We start from the raw sequence: 17241 nt of genomic DNA, 5'->3' as shown, positions 1-17241 counted from the left end.
CCACCCCCGGGTATGGCGGTCGGTGTGCTGCGGGTGGGTGCGCATCAGGCGGCCACCTCCTCGCGGTCCAGCCCGGCGACGACACGCAGCAGGGCGGCGTCGTCGACCTGGCCCAGGCAGCGGCCGGCCTCGACCACGCAGGCGGGGCGGCCGCTGCGGGCGACGGTCTCGATGGCGTCCGCGACGACCGTGCCGGGGGTGAGGGCGCCGGGGTGCTCCGGGCCCTCGCAGCCACCGGGGCGCATGGCCGTGCGGACGGTGATGACCTGCTCGCGCGGCACGTCGCGGACGAAGTCGCGCACGTAGTCGTCGGCGGGCGAGCCGACGATCTGCTCGGGGGTGCCGAGCTGCACGATCTCGCCGTCGCGCATCAGGGCGATGCGGTCGCCGACGCGCAGCGCCTCGCTGAGGTCGTGGGTGATGAAGACCATGGTGCGGCCCTCCTCGTGGTGCAGGCGGATGACCTCCTCCTGCATGTCGCGCCGGATCAGCGGGTCGAGCGCGCTGAACGGCTCGTCGAAGAGGAGCACCTCGGGGTCGGCGGCGAGCGCGCGGGCGAGGCCGACGCGCTGCTGCTGGCCGCCGGAGAGCTGGCCGGGGCGGCGCTGCTCCAGGCCTTCGAGGCCGACCTTGGCGACCATCTCGGCGGCCCGGTCGCGTCGCTGGGCCTTGGGCATGCCCTGGATCTCCAGGCCGTAGGCGACGTTGTCCAGGACGGAGCGGTGCGGCAGCAGGCCGAAGTGCTGGAACACCATGGCGGCGCGGTGCCGGCGCAGCTCGCGCAGCCGGTTCTTGTCCATGGCGAGGACGTCCTCGCCGTCGATCTCCAGCGCGCCGGAGGTCGGTTCGATGAGCCGTGTCAGGCAGCGCACGAGGGTGGACTTGCCGGAGCCGGACAGGCCCATGACGACGAAGACCTCGCCCTTGTGGACGTCGAAGGAGACGTCCCGGACGGCGGCGGTGCAGCCGGTGGCCGCGCGCAGCTCGGACTGCGACAGGCCCTGGTACTCGGCGTTGCCGGGGACGCGGTCGGCCTTCGGGCCGAACACCTTCCACAGGTTGCGGACGCCGAAGACGGGAGGCGTTCCGGCCGTGTCCGCGGGGGCGGTGTCCTTGTCGAGGACGGTCTTGGCGGGGTGGGGTATGCCGCTCATCAGGCCTGGTTCCCTTCGCTGGTGTCGGCCAGCAGTTCGGCTGCCTTCTCGCCGACCATGAGTACGCCGATCATCGGATTCACCGCGGGCAGGGTGGGGAACACGGACGCGTCGACGACGCGGATGCCCTCCAGCCCTCGGACCTTCAACTCCGGGTCCACGACGGCGAGTTCGTCGTCGGCGGCGCCCATCCGGCAAGTGCCCGACGGGTGGTACACGGTGTGGTGCGCCTTGCGCAGCAGCTCACTGAGCTGTTCGTCGTCGGTGACGTCGGGGCCGGGGAAGACCTCCCGCTCCAGCCAGCCGGCGAAGGGCTCCGCCTTCGCGATCTCCCGGGCGATCTTCACCCCGTCGACGAGGGTCTGCGCGTCGTAGCCGTCCTCGTCGGTGAGGTAGCGGAAGTCCAGCGCGGGCTTGACCTGCGGGTCGGCGCTGGTCAGGTGGACCCGGCCGCGGGCGCGGGACTTGGGGATGTTCGGCGTCATCGACACGCCGTGCGCGGGTCGTTCGTAGCCCAGGCGCTCGAGGTTGTCGGTGAACGGGATCTGGTAGAAGTGGAACATCAGGTCGGGCAGGTCCTGCCCGCCGTCCCGGCGCACGAACAGCGCGGCGTCGGAGTCCATGGCGGAGTTCTCCGGCAGCGGCCGATTCGTCTCCCACACGATCACCGACTCGGGGTGGTCCTGGAGGTTCTCGCCGACGCCCGGCAGGTCGTGCACGACCGGGATGCCCAGTTCCTGGAGGTCCTTGCGCGGGCCGACGCCGGAGAGCATCAGCAGGCGCGGCGAGTCGACGGCACCGGCGCAGACGACGACCTCGCGGCGGGCGGTGACGAGCTGCTCGGTGCCGTCCGCGGTGCGCGCCCGCACGCCGGTGGCGCGCTTGCCGTCGAACTCCAGCTTGTACGCCCAGGTCTCCAGCATCAGCGTGAGGTTGGGGCGGTCGCCGGCCTCCATGTGCGGGTGGAGGTAGGCGACGGAGGCGGAGGAGCGCTTGTTGTTCTCCGGGTGGTAGGCGAGGTCCAGGAAGCCGACGCCCTCGTGGAAGGGCTTGTCGTTGAAGCCGACCACCTCGGGGACGCCGGTGGCGGTCTTCGTCGCCTCGATCCAGTCCTTGGCGATCGCGTTCTGGTCCTGGTCGGCGACGCGCACGATGTTGTTGCGCAGCCGCGCGTAGTAGGCCTCCATCTGCACGGCGCCCCAGCCGGTGGCGCCCGCAGCCTCCCACTCGTCCCAGTCGGACGGCAGGGGCTTGAAGGCGATCAGGGTGTTGTGCGAGGAGCAGCCACCGAGCACCTTGGCGCGGCTGTGCACGATGTGGGAGTTGCCGTGGGGCTGCTCGACGGTCGTGTACGCGTAGTCGAGGTCACCGCCGAGCAGGCCCGTCCAGCGGCGCAGGGTGAGCACGTCCTCGCGGTCGATGTCGCTGGGGCCGCCCTCGATGACGGCGACGGTGACGTCGGCGTTCTCGGTCAGCCGGGAGGCGATGACGGACCCGGCGGTGCCGCCGCCCACGACGACGTAGTCGTACTCCAGTGCGTTCTGCTCGTTCGGTGGGTTGTGCTGCATGTGGTGGTACTCCAGGGGGACGTGTGGTGGCGGTGGGTTCCGGCTGAGGTGTCAGCCCGCGAACCACCGCACCGGCTGCGGCGCGAGGTTCTGGTAGACGTGCTTGGCCTCGCGGTACTCGGCGAGCCCCGCGGGGCCGAGTTCACGGCCCGTGCCGCTCTTGCCGAAGCCGCCCCACTCCGCCTGCGGGAGGTAGGGGTGGAAGTCGTTGATCCAGACGGTGCCGTGGCGCAGCCGTCCGGCGACCCGGCGGGCCCGGCCCGGGTCGGCCGTCCAGACGGCTCCGGCCAGGCCGTACTCGGTGTCGTTGGCGAGGACCACGGCCTCGTCCTCGGTACGGAAGGTCTCGACGGTGAGAACCGGCCCGAAGATCTCCTCGCGGACGGCCTTCATCTCGCGGTGGCAGTGGTCGAGGACGGTCGGCTCGTAGAACCAGCCGCCCGCCGGCCGCTCGGGCGCGGGCTCCGGGCGCTTGCCGCCGCAGCGCAGGACGGCGCCCTCGGCGAGCGCGGAGGCGACGTACTCCTCGGTCCTCGCCCGCTGCTGCTCGGAGACCATCGGGCCGACCTCGACGCCGTCCTCGGTGCCGCGGCCGATCCGGATCCGCTCGGCGCGGCGGGCGAGCTCGGCGACGAAGCGGTCGCGGACCGACTCCTCGACGATGAGCCGGCCGCCGGCGGAACAGACCTGGCCGCTGTGGATGAAGGCGGCGTTGAGGGCCTGGTCGACGGCGGTGTCGAAACCTTCCTTCGTCGCGCAGGCGTCGGCGAAGACGACGTTGGGGTTCTTGCCGCCGAGTTCGAGGGCGACCTTCTTGACGGTCGGGGCGGCGGCCTGGGCGACCTTGACACCGCTGACCAGGCCTCCGGTGAAGGAGACCAGGTCGACGCCGGGGTGCTCGGAGAGCCGGGCGCCCACCGAATGGCCCGGGCCGGTCACGATGTTGGCGACACCGGCGGGCAGTCCGGCCTCGGCGAGCAGGCCGATGAGGGCGACCGTCGTCAGGGGCGTGATCTCGCTCGGCTTGATGACGAAGGTGTTGCCGGCGGCCAGGGCCGGGGCGATCTTCCAGCTGGCCTGGAGCAGGGGGTAGTTCCAGGGCGTGATCAGCGCGCAGACGCCGACCGGCTCGTGCACGACGACGCTGTGGACGTCCGGGGAACCGGCGTCGACGACCCGGCCGGGGGCCTCGGCGGCCACGAGGTCGGCGAAGTAGCGGAAGGCGTCCGCGACGCAGTCGATGTCGACGCGGCCCTCTTCGAGGGTCTTGCCCGCGTCGCGGCTCTCCAGCAGACCGAGTTCCTCGCGGTCGCGGACCAGGAGGTCGGCGACGCGACGGAGCAGCGCGGCGCGCTCGCCGACGGGCGTGCGCGGCCAGTCGCCTTCGTCGAAGGCGCGACGGGCGGCCTCGACCGCGAGATCGGCGTCCTTCTCGCCGCCCTCGGCGACCACGGCGAACGTCTCACCGTCCGCGGGGTCGAGGATCTCGCGCGTGGCGCCGGAGGCGGCGGCCAGCCACTGACCTGCCACGTGGATGGTCTGCCGCGCCTGATGTTCCGTTGAACCCACCATGCTGGGTATTGCCTTCCGTTGCTGTTCCGTGCCCATGAGTCACAGACCTGTGCCCACGGAGCCGGGAGCGCCTTCCCGGGAATCGGCGGCGCATGCGTCATCGGCGGCGACTTTTTTTCGCTCGGCCGGACATACGGACATGTGCCTGCCGGACACCCGGACAAAGGTACGCAATTGACTCTGCGCATCGGCGAAATCACCAGAACGTCACAAAGGCCACCTCAGTGGGGCCAGACTCACCTGCCCCGCCCCCTCGATCGCATGCGTGATCGGTGGCCGAAAGTGCGCAGCGTCACTCGATGCGCAGACAAAAAGGGCAAAACGTACGCCGGTTCGGTGAGATGCACCACGGACGGAGTCCGCAGGTCCGGCCCGGAGCCGATCGACGCGGCTCCGGGACCTCTCCTTGCGGCCTTTCTCCCCCGGGTACGCCACCGTCCGCGGCGGACGAGCAGGGCACGGCGCCCGGGCACCCGCCCTGCAGGCGGGACGGAGAACCCCCGGGCGCCCTGCCGCCCGCACGAACCGCATGGACGACATGGACGACATGGACGACACGGACCACATGAACCGCACGGACCACACCGACCGCACGGACCGCACGGACCGCACGGACCGCACGGACCGCGGCGAGGGTCGCGCGGACCGCGGACCGTCGCGGTGGGCCCGGGTCCCCCTTCCAACGGCGGGCCGCCTCCGGCAGCGGCAGGATTCCCGCCGGGGCGGGGAGACGCCCCTGGGCGGCACCGGGGGCCGTCGAGTCCCCCAGGGACCGCGAGGAGGGCGCGGGCTTGCGGCGTCGCCCTCGGCATCCGGCCCCTCCCGGTGGGCGCCGCCCGGACGGAGCGGGTGAGGAGCCGCGCCCGGCCTTGACGGCCCGCACCGCGCCGGATCGGCCGGGAACGCCGCCGGCCGACCGCACGGTGGACGTCGGCGCCCCCGGCCGGAGTCGCGGAACAACCGTCCGGCACAGGGCGCCGGTCCCCCTCTCAGGACTGCGGCGCGCAGACGGATCCCGTCGGGCAGAAGGACCTCAGGGCCGCGATGAGCGGGGCGCGCACCTCGGCGGGGGCGAGGCTCTCCGGACCGCTGGCGCGGATGGCGTACAGGGTGCCGTCGACGGCCTGGAAGCGGTGGTCGACGACGTGCCGGGCACCGAGGTCGACGTCGTCGTAGCGGTAGGTGAGTTCGGCCCAGGTGTCGCCCGTGGCCCGCTCCAGCGGCCGGTAGCCCCGCTGCCGGGAGAAGCCGTACCCGGGGTCGTTCTCGGCGAGGTCCAGCGACTGCGCCGGGGTCGGCTCCGACAGGGCGAAGATCTGCAACTGACGGCCGTCGCCCGGGGAGTCGTAGAACACCACCGGCGCCTTCTCACCCTGCTTCTGCCGTCGCGTCCAGCCCTCGGGCACGTCGAGGGCGTATCCCACCGGGTCGAGGGCGCGGCGGTATCCGGCGGGCGGCGCGTCGGACGTGTCCGGGCCGTCGACGCCCGGGGTCTCCCGTGTGGGGTCGCCGGCCTCGGTCTCGGCCCCGGGACCGGTCCCGGCGTCGGTTCCGGGGCCGGCCCCCGGGTCGGCCCCCGGGGCGGTCCCCTCACTCCCTGCCGTGGTCCCGGTGGCGCCGGCCGACGCGGTCACCGGGGGCGCGGCAATGGTGCCGGGGGCGTCGCCGCGGGTCAGGTACCAGACACCGGCGCCCGCCCCCGCGCCGACCACGGCGGTCATCACGAGCCCCAGCAGCATCGCCCGCATCCGACGGGGGGCGGCACCGGCGGGGCCGTACGCCGCCGGGGGTCGGGGCTGCCCCGGCGCACCGCCGGCCGGCGGGACGGGGGGCGGCCACGACGGGGGCGGCACGTCGGCCGACCGGGTCTCGGCGTACGGCCACGGAGGGGGCGGCGCCCCGCCGGTCTGCGTCTCGGCGGACGCCCACGGCGGGGGTGCGGGTTCCCGCGGGTGCCACGGTGCGCGGCCCTGCTCCTCGCTCGGTCCGTGTTCCGCCCCGGACCCGGACGTCCCGGAGCCCTGGCCGCCGTACCCGTCCCATCCACTCATCACGTGCCCCCCGGATCACCCTGCGTACTCCGACGGTAGCGGCGAAAAAGGCCACGGGCCCCGTTCCGGAAAAAACCGGAACGGGGCCCGTGCAGGCTCGTGACACAAGCCGTGCGGAAACGGACGCGGTCGGCTCAGATGAGGCCGAGGGCGCGGACCGCCTCGCGCTCCTCCGCGAGCTCCTGGACGGAGGCGTCGATGCGGGTGCGGGAGAACTCGTTGATCTCCAGGCCCTGGACGATCTCGTACCGGCCGTCCTTGCAGGTGACCGGGAAGGAGGAGATCAGGCCCTCGGGCACACCGTAGGAGCCGTCCGACGGGATGCCCATGGAGACCCAGTCGCCCTCGGCGGTGCCGTTGACCCAGGTGTGGACGTGGTCGACGGCGGCGTTGGCGGCGGAGGCTGCGGAGGAGGCGCCACGGGCCTCGATGATCGCCGCACCGCGCTTGGCGACGGTCGGGATGAAGTCCTCGGCCAGCCACTTCTCGTCGTTGACGACCTCGGCGGCGTTCTTGCCCCCGACCGTGGCGTGGAAGATGTCCGGGTACTGCGTGGCGGAGTGGTTGCCCCAGATGGTCAGGCGCTTGATGTCGGCGACCGTGGAGCCGGTCTTCTTCGCCAGCTGGGTCAGCGCGCGGTTGTGGTCGAGACGGGTCATCGCGGTGAAGCGCTCGGCCGGTACGTCCGGCGCGGCGGCCTGCGCGATGAGCGCGTTGGTGTTGGCCGGGTTGCCGACCACGAGGACCCTGACGTCGTCCGCGGCATGGTCGTTGATGGCCTTGCCCTGCGGCTTGAAGATGCCGCCGTTGGCCTCCAGCAGGTCGCCGCGCTCCATGCCCTTGGTGCGGGGGCGGGCGCCGACGAGGAGGGCGACGTTGGCACCGTCGAAGGCGACGTTCGGGTCGTCGCTGATCTCGATGCCCTGGAGCAGCGGGAACGCGCAGTCGTCCAGCTCCATCGCCGTGCCCTCGGCGGCCTTCAGTGCCGGGGTGATCTCCAGGAGGCGAAGCTTGACCGGCACGTCCGCGCCGAGCAGCTGGCCGGAGGCGATGCGGAAGAGCAGGGCGTAACCGATCTGGCCGGCCGCGCCGGTGACGGTGACGTTCACGGGAGTGCGGGTCATGGCGTTCTCCGTATGACAGCTGGCGGTGGGGCGTCCCTGCCCCGGGGGTTCGGATGATCGATCTCTTGGCGTCAAGAGATATCCGCGGGTCAGGCTATCGCGCATCCGGCATGCCGGTCGGCCGGGCCCCTGTGGCCCGCCCCACAGCCCGCACCACCGGGTGACGACCGTTCTAACACGCCGCGGCAGCGGCCGCCGGTCAGGAGGCGCGGGAGCGCCACGGGAGCCCGGAGGGCGTGCCGTTGCGGCCCCGCCGCTGGGTACGGGTCGCGGGGGTGCGGGAGGTCGCCTGCCCACGATCGCCGCGGTCATGCGGACCGCACCGGGAGGTGTTCGCCGACCGTGCGGGGTCGGCCCGACCCGCTCGGGCCCGGTAGGACCGGGAGCGATCCCGGCACCGCGAAGAAACAGGAAGCCACGGGTTCCCGGCCGGGAACCGTGCCGCGCAGCGGCACGGCAACCGGGTCGGGGAGGGCCGGGATCCTTGCCCCTTCAGGGCGAGGAGCACGTCAAGGAGTGCACGCCTTCCGCCCGGAGGCCAGGGTCACGCACGCCGTGGCCTCGCCCGCGTCCCGCACGGCCACCATCGGCGTGTACGCGATCGTGTCCCCGGAGACGGTGATGGCGTCCGTCTGGCTGGCCGTGCCGGCCGTGACCTCGACCGAGTCGCCCAGCGCCGCCCCGGTGATACGGCCCCAGGCGACACCGCAGGTCTTGCTGTAGCGCACCTCCAGGAGGGTCGTACCGACGGGCATCCTCTTGGCGGTGGTGACCAGGTCGCCGCTGCACCCCATGAGTTCGGCGTCCTTGCCGCCGCAGGTGTCGCCGCTGCACTTGACCCCGGGCGGCAGGGTCACGTTCGTGGCGGCGGTCGGGGACGGCGAGGTGCGCGCGGACCGGTCCTTCGCGCCGTCCCCGCCGCCGGTCAGGAACAACACCCCGCCCGCCACGACGAGCACGCCGACAAGACCGGCGAGGAACATCACCAGCCGGCGCTTGACGGGTCCGGAACCGCCGTCCACCGAGCGGGCGTCGCGCGGCGGTTCGCCGTAGGGACCCGTGGTCGCCGGCGGCACGGGCGCCCCCGGCGTCCGGGCCGGACCCTCCTGGGGTCCGCCCGCCCGGGACGAGCCCTGGTACCCGGCCAGGCCCCACGAGTTGCCACCCGGGGAGCCCGCGGGGCCGCTGTTCGGGGCCGCCGTGTCCGGCACCGCGTCCCGCACGTCCGCGTCGGGTGACGTCGGCTGCGGCGGCATCGTCGGGGCGACGCCCGCCGGTCCCGCCACGCCGGGCGTGACGGCCGTGGCGCCGCCCGCGCGGGCCGACCTGCCGGTCCGCCCGCCGGCTGCCGGAGCGCCGTCCGACTCGCCCAGCGCCGCACGCGCCTGGGAGATGCGGATGGCCTCCATGGTCATGTCGTGGCGCATCTCCGAGCGGCTCCAGGCGCGCTCGGCGAGCTCCCACATCGTGGTCAGATGCACCGGATTGGTCCCGGTGACCTCGGCCAGCGCGACGATCGCGCCCTTGGGCGCGAGGAGCCGGCCGTTGAGGTAACGCTCCCAGGACGTCTTGCTGTAGCCCGTGCGGTCGGCTATCGCCGCGACGCTCAGGCCGCTGCGGTCCACGAGCCGCCGCAGCTGACCCGCGAACTCCCTGACCTGCGGATCCAGTCCATCCGGCAAGGCCCTCCAACGAGGCATTGCTTCCCCCCTCTTCCCCCCATGCGTGCTGAATTGTCCCCCGTGCGGGGCGCTCGCCGGCGAGTCACCGTTCTGACTACCCGCAGGGATGCGCGCATCAAGGATCTCAGTTCCCGGGGCGGGGGCGCACAAGAGCGCCCGGGCCGTGGTCATGCACCGTCGCACGCCGGGCGGGCCGCGTCCAGCGCGACGGTCCGCGGCATCCCGGCGGCACAGCCGGTGTCCCACGGGAACGGGACGGCACCCGTGCGCGAACCGGCCCGGGCGTCGACGTCCCGCCGCCACGACCGCCCCGCCCACCCGGCCGCCACGGGCACCGGCGACGGCGGTCGGCACAGGCATGACCTCCCGCCCGTCCGGCGGTGGATCCGCCACCTGCGCCGTCGGGCAGGGCGACTTGAGCCGTGGCTCTGCGCCCCTCCGGGCCGCCGAGGCGAGAACGCCCTGCACCTCCGCCCTGAAGTTCACGGTGGAGCACTGGGCAAGCGTTCGGTAGCGCTGCCAGGACGACTTGCTGCAGGCCGTGCGCGCGCCGAGCGCGGCCGGGCTCGGCCCGGCGCCGTCCCTGAGGTCCCGCAACGGCCCGACGAGAGGCCGTACCTGGGGCGGGAGCCCGTCCGGCAGCCGCTGCCGGACGCCCGTCGCCCACCTCCACGGCGTCGCTCGCGCCTCCCCGCTCCCGGAGGGGACGCGGCGACGTGCGGGAGCGGTTCCCCGGCGGGGCGTGCGCACCTGTGCCAGGGTGCGGACACCGTAGCGGAACAGTCACTTCCGCGTCACAGCGCTCCGACAGGCATTGAACAGGCCCTTCACGGTGCGCGAGCGTGGCAGTGGGCGCGGCCCGCCCCCCTCGGGGGAGGGGACGGCCCGCTCCCCGCCCGGTCGGCCCCGCCCGCGCCGGGAGTCCGGATCGGCAGCCGGGGCCGGGAGTCCCGGCGCCCGGCCGTCCGGGCCGTCCGGGTCCGGCCGGGGGCGCCTCGCGGCGGACACCCCGGAGGCCGACGGCGGACCCGCCGGCCGCAGACGCGTGACGCGGAGTCACCGCTTCCGGACGCGGACGACGGCAGGTCCGGCCTCGCGCACAGCGCACCGGCCGCCGCTCCGACGCACGCCGCGCGCCCAGGGCGCGTCCGGCCGGACGAACCCGGCGAGCGGTGCACCATCCCGGCCGTGCGGTCCCGCACGGCCGCCTGGCGGACCGGCGGGCACCGGCGGGCACCGGCGGGCGCACACCGGCCACCGCGGCACACACGGGAACGGCCCGCGCCCCCGGAGGCGGGGGCGCGGGCCGCCGCCGCGCGGTGGGTCAGCTCTCCACCGTGAAGTGCAGCGTGTCCTTCAGGAACGGGATCTCCAGCCACGGGTGGGGCTGCGCCATCATCGCCAGCAGGGTGATGGTCAGGCCCAGTACGCCGTAGGTGACGATGTCGGTGAAGCGGGACCGCACCGCCAGCATGCCCACGCTGGGCAGCATCCAGCGCATCACGGCCCCGGCGAGCAGCGCGAGGCCGATCAGCAGCGTGCCGACACGGAACACGTCCACCGCGGTCAGCAGCAGGCCCACCGCGACCGTGCCCAGCACGGCCAGAACCGGCCACTGCCGGGCCGGTGCCGGGGCGTCCTTGGGCGCGGCCCGCCCGCCGCCCTCGGGGCGGGCGGTGTCCCGCGTGAACCTGGGGAACCGGCGGCTGCTGCGTCTCGCCGCCGGGCCGGTCGCCGTCCGCCCCGCGGGACGTTCCTCAGCCGACACTGCGCTCCGCCGCCTCGACCACGTTGACGAGCAGCTGGGCCCGGGTCATGGGACCGACGCCGCCGGGGTTCGGGGAGAGGAAGCCGGCCACCTCGGCTACGCCCGGGTGGACATCGCCGACGATCTTGCCGTCGGCGTTGCGGGAGACTCCGACGTCGAGGACAGCCGCACCGGGCTTGACGTCCTCGGGGCGGACCAGGTGCGCGGAGCCGGCCGCGGCGATGACGATGTCGGCGCGCCTGAGGTGGGCCGACAGGTCGCGGGTACCGGTGTGGCACTGGGTCACGGTCGCGTTCTCGCTGCGCCGCGTCAGCAGCAGCGGCATCGGGCGCCCGATGGTCACACCGCGGCCGACGACGACGACCTCGGCGCCCTTGAGCTCCACGCCGTAGCGGCGCAGCAGGGTGAGGATGCCGTTGGGCGTGCAGGGCAGCGGCGCCGGCTCGCCCAGGACGAGGCGGCCGAGGTTCATCGGGTGCAGGCCGTCGGCGTCCTTGGCCGGGTCCATCAGCTCCAGGATGCGGTTCTCGTCGATGCCCCTCGGCAGCGGCAGCTGGACGATGTAGCCGGTGCAGGCCGGGTCCTCGTTCAGTTCGCGGACGACCGCCTCGATCTCCTCCTGGGTGGCCGTGGCGGGCAGTTCGCGCTGGATGGAGGCGATGCCGACCTGGGCGCAGTCGCGGTGCTTGCCCGCGACGTACTTCTGGCTGCCGGGGTCGTCCCCGACGAGGATCGTGCCGAGGCCGGGCGTGACACCCTTCTCCCTCAGCGCCGCCACGCGGGCGGTCAGATCGGACTTGATCGCGGCTGCGGTGGCCTTGCCATCGAGAATCTGGGCGGTCATGGCCCCATCCTCCCGGATGACCGCCCCCCGGTTCCAATCCGGGGTGCCGCCGGGACCGCCCGCCTTGATCGCTGATGTTGCACTTGCACAACACCTGCGGAATGCCGCTGGACAAGTAATGCCTGGCTAAAGAACGATGTGTCCACAGTGCCGCGGGCAGTACCGGGGGGACGGACCGCATCTGTTGAACTTCCTCCGACCTTGCCGCGCGTCCCCGCACTCGGGCAAACGGAGGAAGGACCGCCCATGAGTTTCGGCGACCCGAACAACCCCTACGGGCAGCCGCCCCAGCAGCCGCCGGCCGCTCCCGGCTACGGCTACCCCCAGCAGCCGGCCGCCCCCGGAGTACCGCCGCAGGGCTACGGCTACCCGCAGCAGCAGCCGGCCTACCCGGGCTTCCCCGGTGCGAACGCGGTTCCGCAGACCATGCCGGGCCTGATGGTCACCGCGCGCGTGATGCTGTACATCGTGGCCGCCGTGCAGGTCCTCATCGGCCTCTTCGCCGTGTACGCCGCCGCGACGATCAACGACGTGTCCAACGCGGGCGAGGACAGCTTCGGCAGCAACCCCATCTCCGACCTCGGGCACGACGGCGCCGGCATCGTCTTCGTCGTCGCACTGCTCTTCCTCGGACTCGCCGCCCTGTCGATCACACTGGGCGTGAAGTTCACCCGCGGCGGGCAGGGCATCCGCATCACCACGATGATCTACGGCATCCTGGGCGCGCTCGTCGGCGTCCTGATCCTGATCGGTGCGGCGAACCAGGGCTCCAGCAGCGGCCTGGTCTCGGCGCTGCTGTGGATGAGCTTCGGCGGCATCATGGCCGCCGCGATGATCGCCCCGTCGGGTACCGCCTGGTTCGCCCGGCCGCGCTACTGAACGCACGTCGGCGACCGCACGGTTCGCGCCGTTCATCCCACAGGGCCGTGTCTCACCTGTTCGAGGGGGACACGGCCCTGGGGCGTCGCCCTGGTCTGGCAGCGGCAGCTGTCGGGCACGGGGAGTCGCACCTTGTACAGCATCGTCGTGATACCTCCGCCGGCCACGGAGGGCATCGATGGACCCGACCGGATCCGCCTCGCTCCGGGTGAGCGGATCTCCTTCGGACGCAGTGCCGGCAACGACGTGGGGATCCCCCACGAGGGCGTCTCCCGCGGGGCCGGAGAGATCGGGGCGCAGGGCGCCTTCTGGACCCTGGGCAATCTGTGCGCCCGTCAGACCTACGTGGTGGAGAACCCGGAGGGCGCGGGCGAACCCATCAAGATCGCTCAGGGCGGCTGGACGCACCCGTGCCGTTCGAGTTCTCGCGCATCGTGCTGCCCGCCGCCGACCTGCCGGCGGTGGAGGTGTGGGCGCCGCACCACGACTACGTGCACGGCGGCGCGGGCCAGGACGGCGAGACCACCGCTCCCGCCTTCTCCCTGGACCGCACCAAGCGGTACTTCGCGGTGCTGGCCGCGCTGTGCGAGCCGAGGCTGCGCGGCGTGCCGCACGCCCCCCTGCCCACCGTGGACCAGGTGGTGCGGCTCGCCGACGTCAACACGGCCGCGGACCTGGACGGCACCCACGCCTGCACGCCCGCCTTCTCGACCCCCGACTACACGCCGCCCGAGCTGCTGTGGACCGAGATCGGCGAACGGGGCCGCAGGATCCGCCCGTCGGCCGACGTGTGGGCCTTCGGCGTGCTGGCCCACCTCGTCCTCGCCGACTCCTTCCCGCTGCCCGGCGGCACCCCGGCGGCCCGGCGCGACGCCGCCGCCGCGTACGCGGGCGGCGCCGACGAGCTGCGTCTGTCGCCCGAACTGCCCGAGGTCTGGCGGGACCTGGTCCGCGAGCGCCTCACCCGTACCCACGAGGACCGCCTCACCGGCGAGGGACTTCTGCGCCGGGTCCGGGCGGCGACCGTGCCCTGGTGCTGACGCCCTGACGGCCGCGCACGCCCACGGCCCTCCCGTCCACCGGTGGACGGGAGGGCCGTGGGGCGGCCGCGCTCGGTCGGGAGCGCTGCTGCGGCTCAGTGGAAGAAGTGGCGCGTCCCGGTGAAGTACATCGTGACGCCGGCCTTCTTGGCGGCCTCCACGACCAGCTCGTCGCGGATCGAGCCGCCCGGCTGCACGATGGCGCGGACACCGGCGGCGATGAGGATCTCCGGGCCGTCGGGGAACGGGAAGAACGCGTCCGACGCGGCGTAGGAGCCGCGGGCCCGCTCCTCGCCGGCCCGCTCGACGGCGAGCTTGCAGGAGTCGACCCGGTTGACCTGGCCCATGCCGACGCCGACCGAGGCGCCGTCCTTGGCGAGCAGGATGGCGTTGGACTTCACCGCGCGGCACGCCTTCCAGGCGAAGGCCAGGTCCTTCAGCTCCTCGGGCGGGAGGGCCTCGCCGCTGGCCAGCGTCCAGGTGGCCGGGTCGTCGCCGTCGGCCTGGAGGCGGTCGGCGACCTGGAGCAGCACGCCGCCGTCGATCGGCTTGGTCTCCAGACGGCCGGACGGCCCGTTCGGGGTGCGCAGCACCCGGATGTTCTTCTTCTTGGTGAGGGCCTCCAGGGCCCCCTCCTCGTAGTCCGGGGCGACGATGACCTCGGTGAAGATCTCCGCGACCTGCTCCGCCATCTCCTTGCTGACCGGGCGGTTGACGGCGATCACACCGCCGAACGCGGACAGCGGGTCGCAGGCGTGCGCCTTGCGGTGGGCCTCGGCGACGTCCGCGCCGACGGCGACGCCGCACGGGTTGGCGTGCTTGACGACGGCGACGGCCGGCTCGGCGTGGTCGTACGCGGCACGGAGCGCGGCGTCCGTGTCCGTGTAGTTGTTGTACGACATCTCCTTGCCGTGCAGCTGCTCGGCGTCCGCGAGGCCGCCGGTGCCGTCCACGTAGAGGGCGGCCTGCTGGTGCGGGTTCTCGCCGTAGCGGAGGGTGGAGCGGCGCTCATGGGTCGCGCCCAGGAAGTCGGGGAAGCCGGACTCGTCGACCGGTGCGTAGGAGGAGGCGAACCAGCCCGCCACGGCCACGTCGTACGCCGCCGTGTGCTGGAAGGCCTCGGCCGCCAGGCGCTTGCGGGCGGCGAGGTCGAATCCGCCGTCCTGCACGGCCGCCAGGACATCGGCGTAGCGGGCGGGGCTGGTGACGACCGCGACGGACGGGTGGTTCTTGGCGGCGGCGCGCACCATCGACGGGCCGCCGATGTCGATCTGCTCGACGCACTCGTCGTCCGAGGCGCCCGAGGCGACCGTCTCGCGGAACGGGTAGAGGTTGACGACGACGAGGTCGAAGGGGGCCACGCCCAGCTCGTCGAGCTGCTGCCGGTGGCTGTCGAGACGCAGGTCGGCGAGGATGCCGGCGTGCACCTTGGGGTGCAGGGTCTTGACCCGGCCGTCCAGGCACTCGGGGAAGCCGGTCAGCTCCTCGACCTTGGTGACGGGGACGCCGGCGGCGGCGATGCGGCCGGCCGTGGAGCCGGTGGAGACCAGCTCGACACCGGCCTCGTGCAGCCCGCGCGCCAGCTCCTCCAGCCCGGTCTTGTCGTAGACGCTGACGAGCGCCCGGCGAATCGGCCGCTTGTTGCTCTCGGCGGTCACTGGATAACTACCTTTCGTCCCTCGATGCGATAGCCGTTGCGGGCGAGCCGCCCCACGACCTCGACGAGCAGCCTTCGCTCGACTTCCTTGATGCGCTCGTGCAGCGCGCTCTCGTCGTCCTCGTCCCGGACCTCCACCACGCCCTGCGCGATGATCGGGCCGGTGTCGACGCCGTCGTCGACGAAGTGGACGGTGCAGCCGGTGACCCGGGCGCCGTACGCGAGCGCGTCGCGGACGCCGTGGGCGCCCGGAAAACTCGGGAGCAGGGCGGGATGCGTGTTGACGAACCGCCCGCCGAAGCGGGCCAGGAACTCCTTGCCCACGATCTTCATGAATCCGGCGGAGACGACGAGATCGGGCTCGTGGGCGGCGACGGCCTCGGCGAGCGCGGTGTCCCACTCCTCGCGGCTGCCGTGGTCCTTGACCCGGCACACGAAGGCCGGCAGTCCGGCGCGCTCGGCCCGTGCGAGTCCCTCGATGCCCTCGCGGTCGGCGCCGACGGCCACCACCTCGGCGCCGTAGGCCTCGGCGCCGGCCTCTCCGATGTGGTCCAGCAGCGCCTGCAGGTTGGTGCCGGATCCGGAGACCAGCACGACGAGGCGCTTGACGCGCTTGGCCTCGGGCTTGGCGGCCACGGTGGGGGCCCTTTCTCGAAGGGGAGCGTCGGTACGGCCGGCCCAGCACGACGCCGGGTCTGTACGTTCGCACGAATGCTTCGGGTCCCCGGATACGGGGAAGCCTACGAAGCGGCCGACCGTCAGCAACGATACCGGCACACCGGACGGGCCCCGTGGGACGGGTGCGTGGCCGGAAGGTAGCGTCTGGGACAAGCGGGATCGGGAACGCCGCCCGGAGGCGATGCGTTCTCCTCACGACAGCCCACGCACGACAGCCGTATCCATCAAGGGGAAGACGCTCATCTGATGCCGGACCGCAGCCTGCGACTCCTCACGCTCCCCCCGCACACGGCGCGGGGAGCAAAGCGCGGCGCCCTGCTGCTGCGGGAGCGGCCCTCGTCCCCGCCCGACGCCCCCTCCGGCCGGCCGCAGAGCGGCGACGGTCAGGAGGACAACCCCTTCGCGCCCCCGCCCGAGGGCAGCCCGGACCGCCCGTGGCAGCCGCGCCCCGCGGCGAGCGGGCACGGCCGCTCCGGCGGGCAGCAGGGGCACGGGGAGCCGGGAGGAGCGGACGGCAGCGGCGGCGGAGGCCAGGGAGGCGACGGCGGCGGCCCGCCGGGCAACCCGTGGGGCCCGGGGTGGAGCGACCGCCAGCCGGGCAGCCAGCCCGGCGGCTTCGGCAACCGCCCAGGCAACCGCCCCGAGGACTCCTCCGGCGACGGGCCCGGCTCCGGCCCCGGCCCCGGCATGCGCTGGGACCCCACGGATCCGGTGCAGCGCCGCGCCCGGTACGCGCTGATCGGCGGCATGTGGGCCTTCATGCTCGCGCTCTTCGGGTGGTCGTACGTGTCCCTGCTGCTCGGCGCGCTGGCCCTGTACTGGGGCATCAGCGCACTGCGCGGCAAGCCCCGCACCGATCCCGACCGGCAGTCCGCCGGCGCGGGTTCGCGTCCCCAGACGACGGCCGCGGTGAGCGGCCTGGTCACCGCGGCCCTCGCCCTCGCCCTGGTGGGCGCCGGGTTCACGGCCCAGCTCGTCTACCGCGACTACTACACCTGCACCAAGGACGCCCTCACCGACGAGGCCAAGCAGTCCTGCACGGACCTGCTGCCCAAGGAACTGCGGGGGCTCCTGGGCACCGCCGAGTAGCCCGGCCGGCGGGAGCGACCGCCGCCTCCCGCCCCGCCCGGGGTCTCCCGTGCGGGGTGGCGCGCCGGTCACCGCACGAAGGGGATCCGGCCGGTGCGCATCCGGCGGGTCTGCGTGATCGTCCGCTGGTCCGGT

At 73.5% G+C, this 17241-nt stretch carries 12 protein-coding genes and 2 pseudogenes; 4 read left to right on the top strand and 10 right to left on the bottom strand.

Annotated elements, in window-relative coordinates:
* Window positions 1-44 precede the first annotated feature (44 nt).
* The 8 genes from JS756_RS09435 to JS756_RS09400 all read right to left on the bottom strand — a co-directional run bounded on the left by JS756_RS09435 (window position 45) and on the right by JS756_RS09400 (window position 11763).
* Window positions 45-1154, bottom strand: coding sequence for a quaternary amine ABC transporter ATP-binding protein (locus JS756_RS09435; protein ID WP_205382552.1), 1110 nt, complete (start codon window positions 1152-1154; stop codon window positions 45-47).
* Window positions 1154-2722: a GMC family oxidoreductase gene (locus tag JS756_RS09430; RefSeq protein WP_205382551.1), complete on the bottom strand. Its 1569-nt coding sequence runs from the start codon at window positions 2720-2722 to the stop codon at window positions 1154-1156. Before JS756_RS09430 ends, JS756_RS09435 begins: the two co-directional genes overlap by 1 nt.
* A 51-nt stretch (window positions 2723-2773) precedes the next feature.
* Window positions 2774-4294 carry an aldehyde dehydrogenase family protein gene (locus JS756_RS09425; protein WP_205382550.1) on the bottom strand — a complete coding sequence of 507 codons (1521 nt, stop codon included), beginning with the start codon at window positions 4292-4294 and terminating at the stop codon, window positions 2774-2776.
* Window positions 4295-5283: 989 nt separating this feature from the next.
* A complete protein-coding gene (locus JS756_RS09420) occupies window positions 5284-6033 on the bottom strand; it encodes a serine/threonine kinase C-terminal domain-containing protein (RefSeq protein WP_240203494.1) in 750 nt (249 codons plus the stop codon).
* Window positions 6034-6479: 446 nt separating this feature from the next.
* The gene (locus JS756_RS09415; RefSeq protein WP_205382548.1) at window positions 6480-7469 is read right to left on the bottom strand and encodes a malate dehydrogenase; all 990 of its coding nucleotides are present in this window, start codon (window positions 7467-7469) and stop codon (window positions 6480-6482) included.
* 509 nt (window positions 7470-7978) lie between these two features.
* Entirely contained in the window at window positions 7979-9151 is a 1173-nt protein-coding gene (locus JS756_RS09410) for a helix-turn-helix domain-containing protein (protein ID WP_240203493.1), read from the bottom strand.
* Window positions 9152-10475: 1324 nt separating this feature from the next.
* Complete coding sequence (locus tag JS756_RS09405; protein ID WP_205382546.1) at window positions 10476-10919, bottom strand: DUF3017 domain-containing protein; 444 nt, start codon at window positions 10917-10919, stop codon at window positions 10476-10478.
* Window positions 10909-11763, bottom strand: a complete 855-nt coding sequence (locus tag JS756_RS09400) for a bifunctional methylenetetrahydrofolate dehydrogenase/methenyltetrahydrofolate cyclohydrolase (protein ID WP_205382545.1) — start codon at window positions 11761-11763, stop codon at window positions 10909-10911. Before JS756_RS09400 ends, JS756_RS09405 begins: the two co-directional genes overlap by 11 nt.
* A 246-nt stretch (window positions 11764-12009) precedes the next feature.
* Here JS756_RS09400 and JS756_RS09395 point away from each other — a divergent pair, with 246 nt between their 5' ends.
* From JS756_RS09395 to JS756_RS09385, 3 genes and pseudogenes are all read left to right on the top strand, one after another.
* Window positions 12010-12642, top strand: a complete 633-nt coding sequence (locus JS756_RS09395; RefSeq protein ID WP_205382544.1) for a hypothetical protein — start codon at window positions 12010-12012, stop codon at window positions 12640-12642.
* A gap of 132 nt (window positions 12643-12774) precedes the next feature.
* Window positions 12775-13286: pseudogene (locus JS756_RS09390) on the top strand (FHA domain-containing protein); the annotation flags it as partial.
* Window positions 13281-13664: pseudogene (locus tag JS756_RS09385) on the top strand (protein kinase domain-containing protein); the annotation flags it as partial. The pseudogenes JS756_RS09390 and JS756_RS09385, both read left to right, overlap by 6 nt.
* A 113-nt stretch (window positions 13665-13777) precedes the next feature.
* Here JS756_RS09385 and purH read toward each other — a convergent pair.
* Window positions 13778-15340: a bifunctional phosphoribosylaminoimidazolecarboxamide formyltransferase/IMP cyclohydrolase gene (gene purH, locus JS756_RS09380; protein WP_205382543.1), complete on the bottom strand. Its 1563-nt coding sequence runs from the start codon at window positions 15338-15340 to the stop codon at window positions 13778-13780.
* Window positions 15337-15975, bottom strand: coding sequence for a phosphoribosylglycinamide formyltransferase (purN, locus tag JS756_RS09375; protein WP_205382542.1), 639 nt, complete (start codon window positions 15973-15975; stop codon window positions 15337-15339). The genes purH and purN overlap by 4 nt, the downstream gene beginning before the upstream one ends.
* 288 nt (window positions 15976-16263) lie before the next feature.
* Here purN and JS756_RS09370 point away from each other — a divergent pair, with 288 nt between their 5' ends.
* On the top strand, window positions 16264-17106 hold the full coding sequence (locus JS756_RS09370) for a hypothetical protein (RefSeq protein ID WP_205382541.1): 843 nt from the start codon (window positions 16264-16266) through the stop codon (window positions 17104-17106).
* The last annotated feature ends 135 nt before the right edge of the window (window positions 17107-17241 follow it).

This window comes from Streptomyces actuosus (assembly GCF_016921115.1).
GTDB lineage: Bacteria > Actinomycetota > Actinomycetes > Streptomycetales > Streptomycetaceae > Streptomyces > Streptomyces actuosus_A.
The sequence above is the reverse complement of the archived record's forward strand: the minus strand, read 5'-3'. Positions and strand labels throughout refer to the sequence as shown.

Excerpts from the sequence above, each read along its gene's own strand:
- JS756_RS09435 (WP_205382552.1), bottom strand. The coding sequence starts at position 1,154 with ATGAGCGGCATACCCCACCCCGCCAAGACCGTCCTCGACAAGGACACC.
- JS756_RS09430 (WP_205382551.1), bottom strand. The coding sequence starts at position 2,722 with ATGCAGCACAACCCACCGAACGAGCAGAACGCACTGGAGTACGACTAC.
- JS756_RS09425 (WP_205382550.1), bottom strand. The coding sequence starts at position 4,294 with ATGGTGGGTTCAACGGAACATCAGGCGCGGCAGACCATCCACGTGGCA.
- JS756_RS09420 (WP_240203494.1), bottom strand. The coding sequence starts at position 6,033 with ATGCTGCTGGGGCTCGTGATGACCGCCGTGGTCGGCGCGGGGGCGGGC.
- JS756_RS09415 (WP_205382548.1), bottom strand. The coding sequence starts at position 7,469 with ATGACCCGCACTCCCGTGAACGTCACCGTCACCGGCGCGGCCGGCCAG.
- JS756_RS09400 (WP_205382545.1), bottom strand. The coding sequence starts at position 11,763 with ATGACCGCCCAGATTCTCGATGGCAAGGCCACCGCAGCCGCGATCAAG.
- JS756_RS09395 (WP_205382544.1), top strand. The coding sequence starts at position 12,010 with ATGAGTTTCGGCGACCCGAACAACCCCTACGGGCAGCCGCCCCAGCAG.
- JS756_RS09370 (WP_205382541.1), top strand. The coding sequence starts at position 16,264 with ATGCCGGACCGCAGCCTGCGACTCCTCACGCTCCCCCCGCACACGGCG.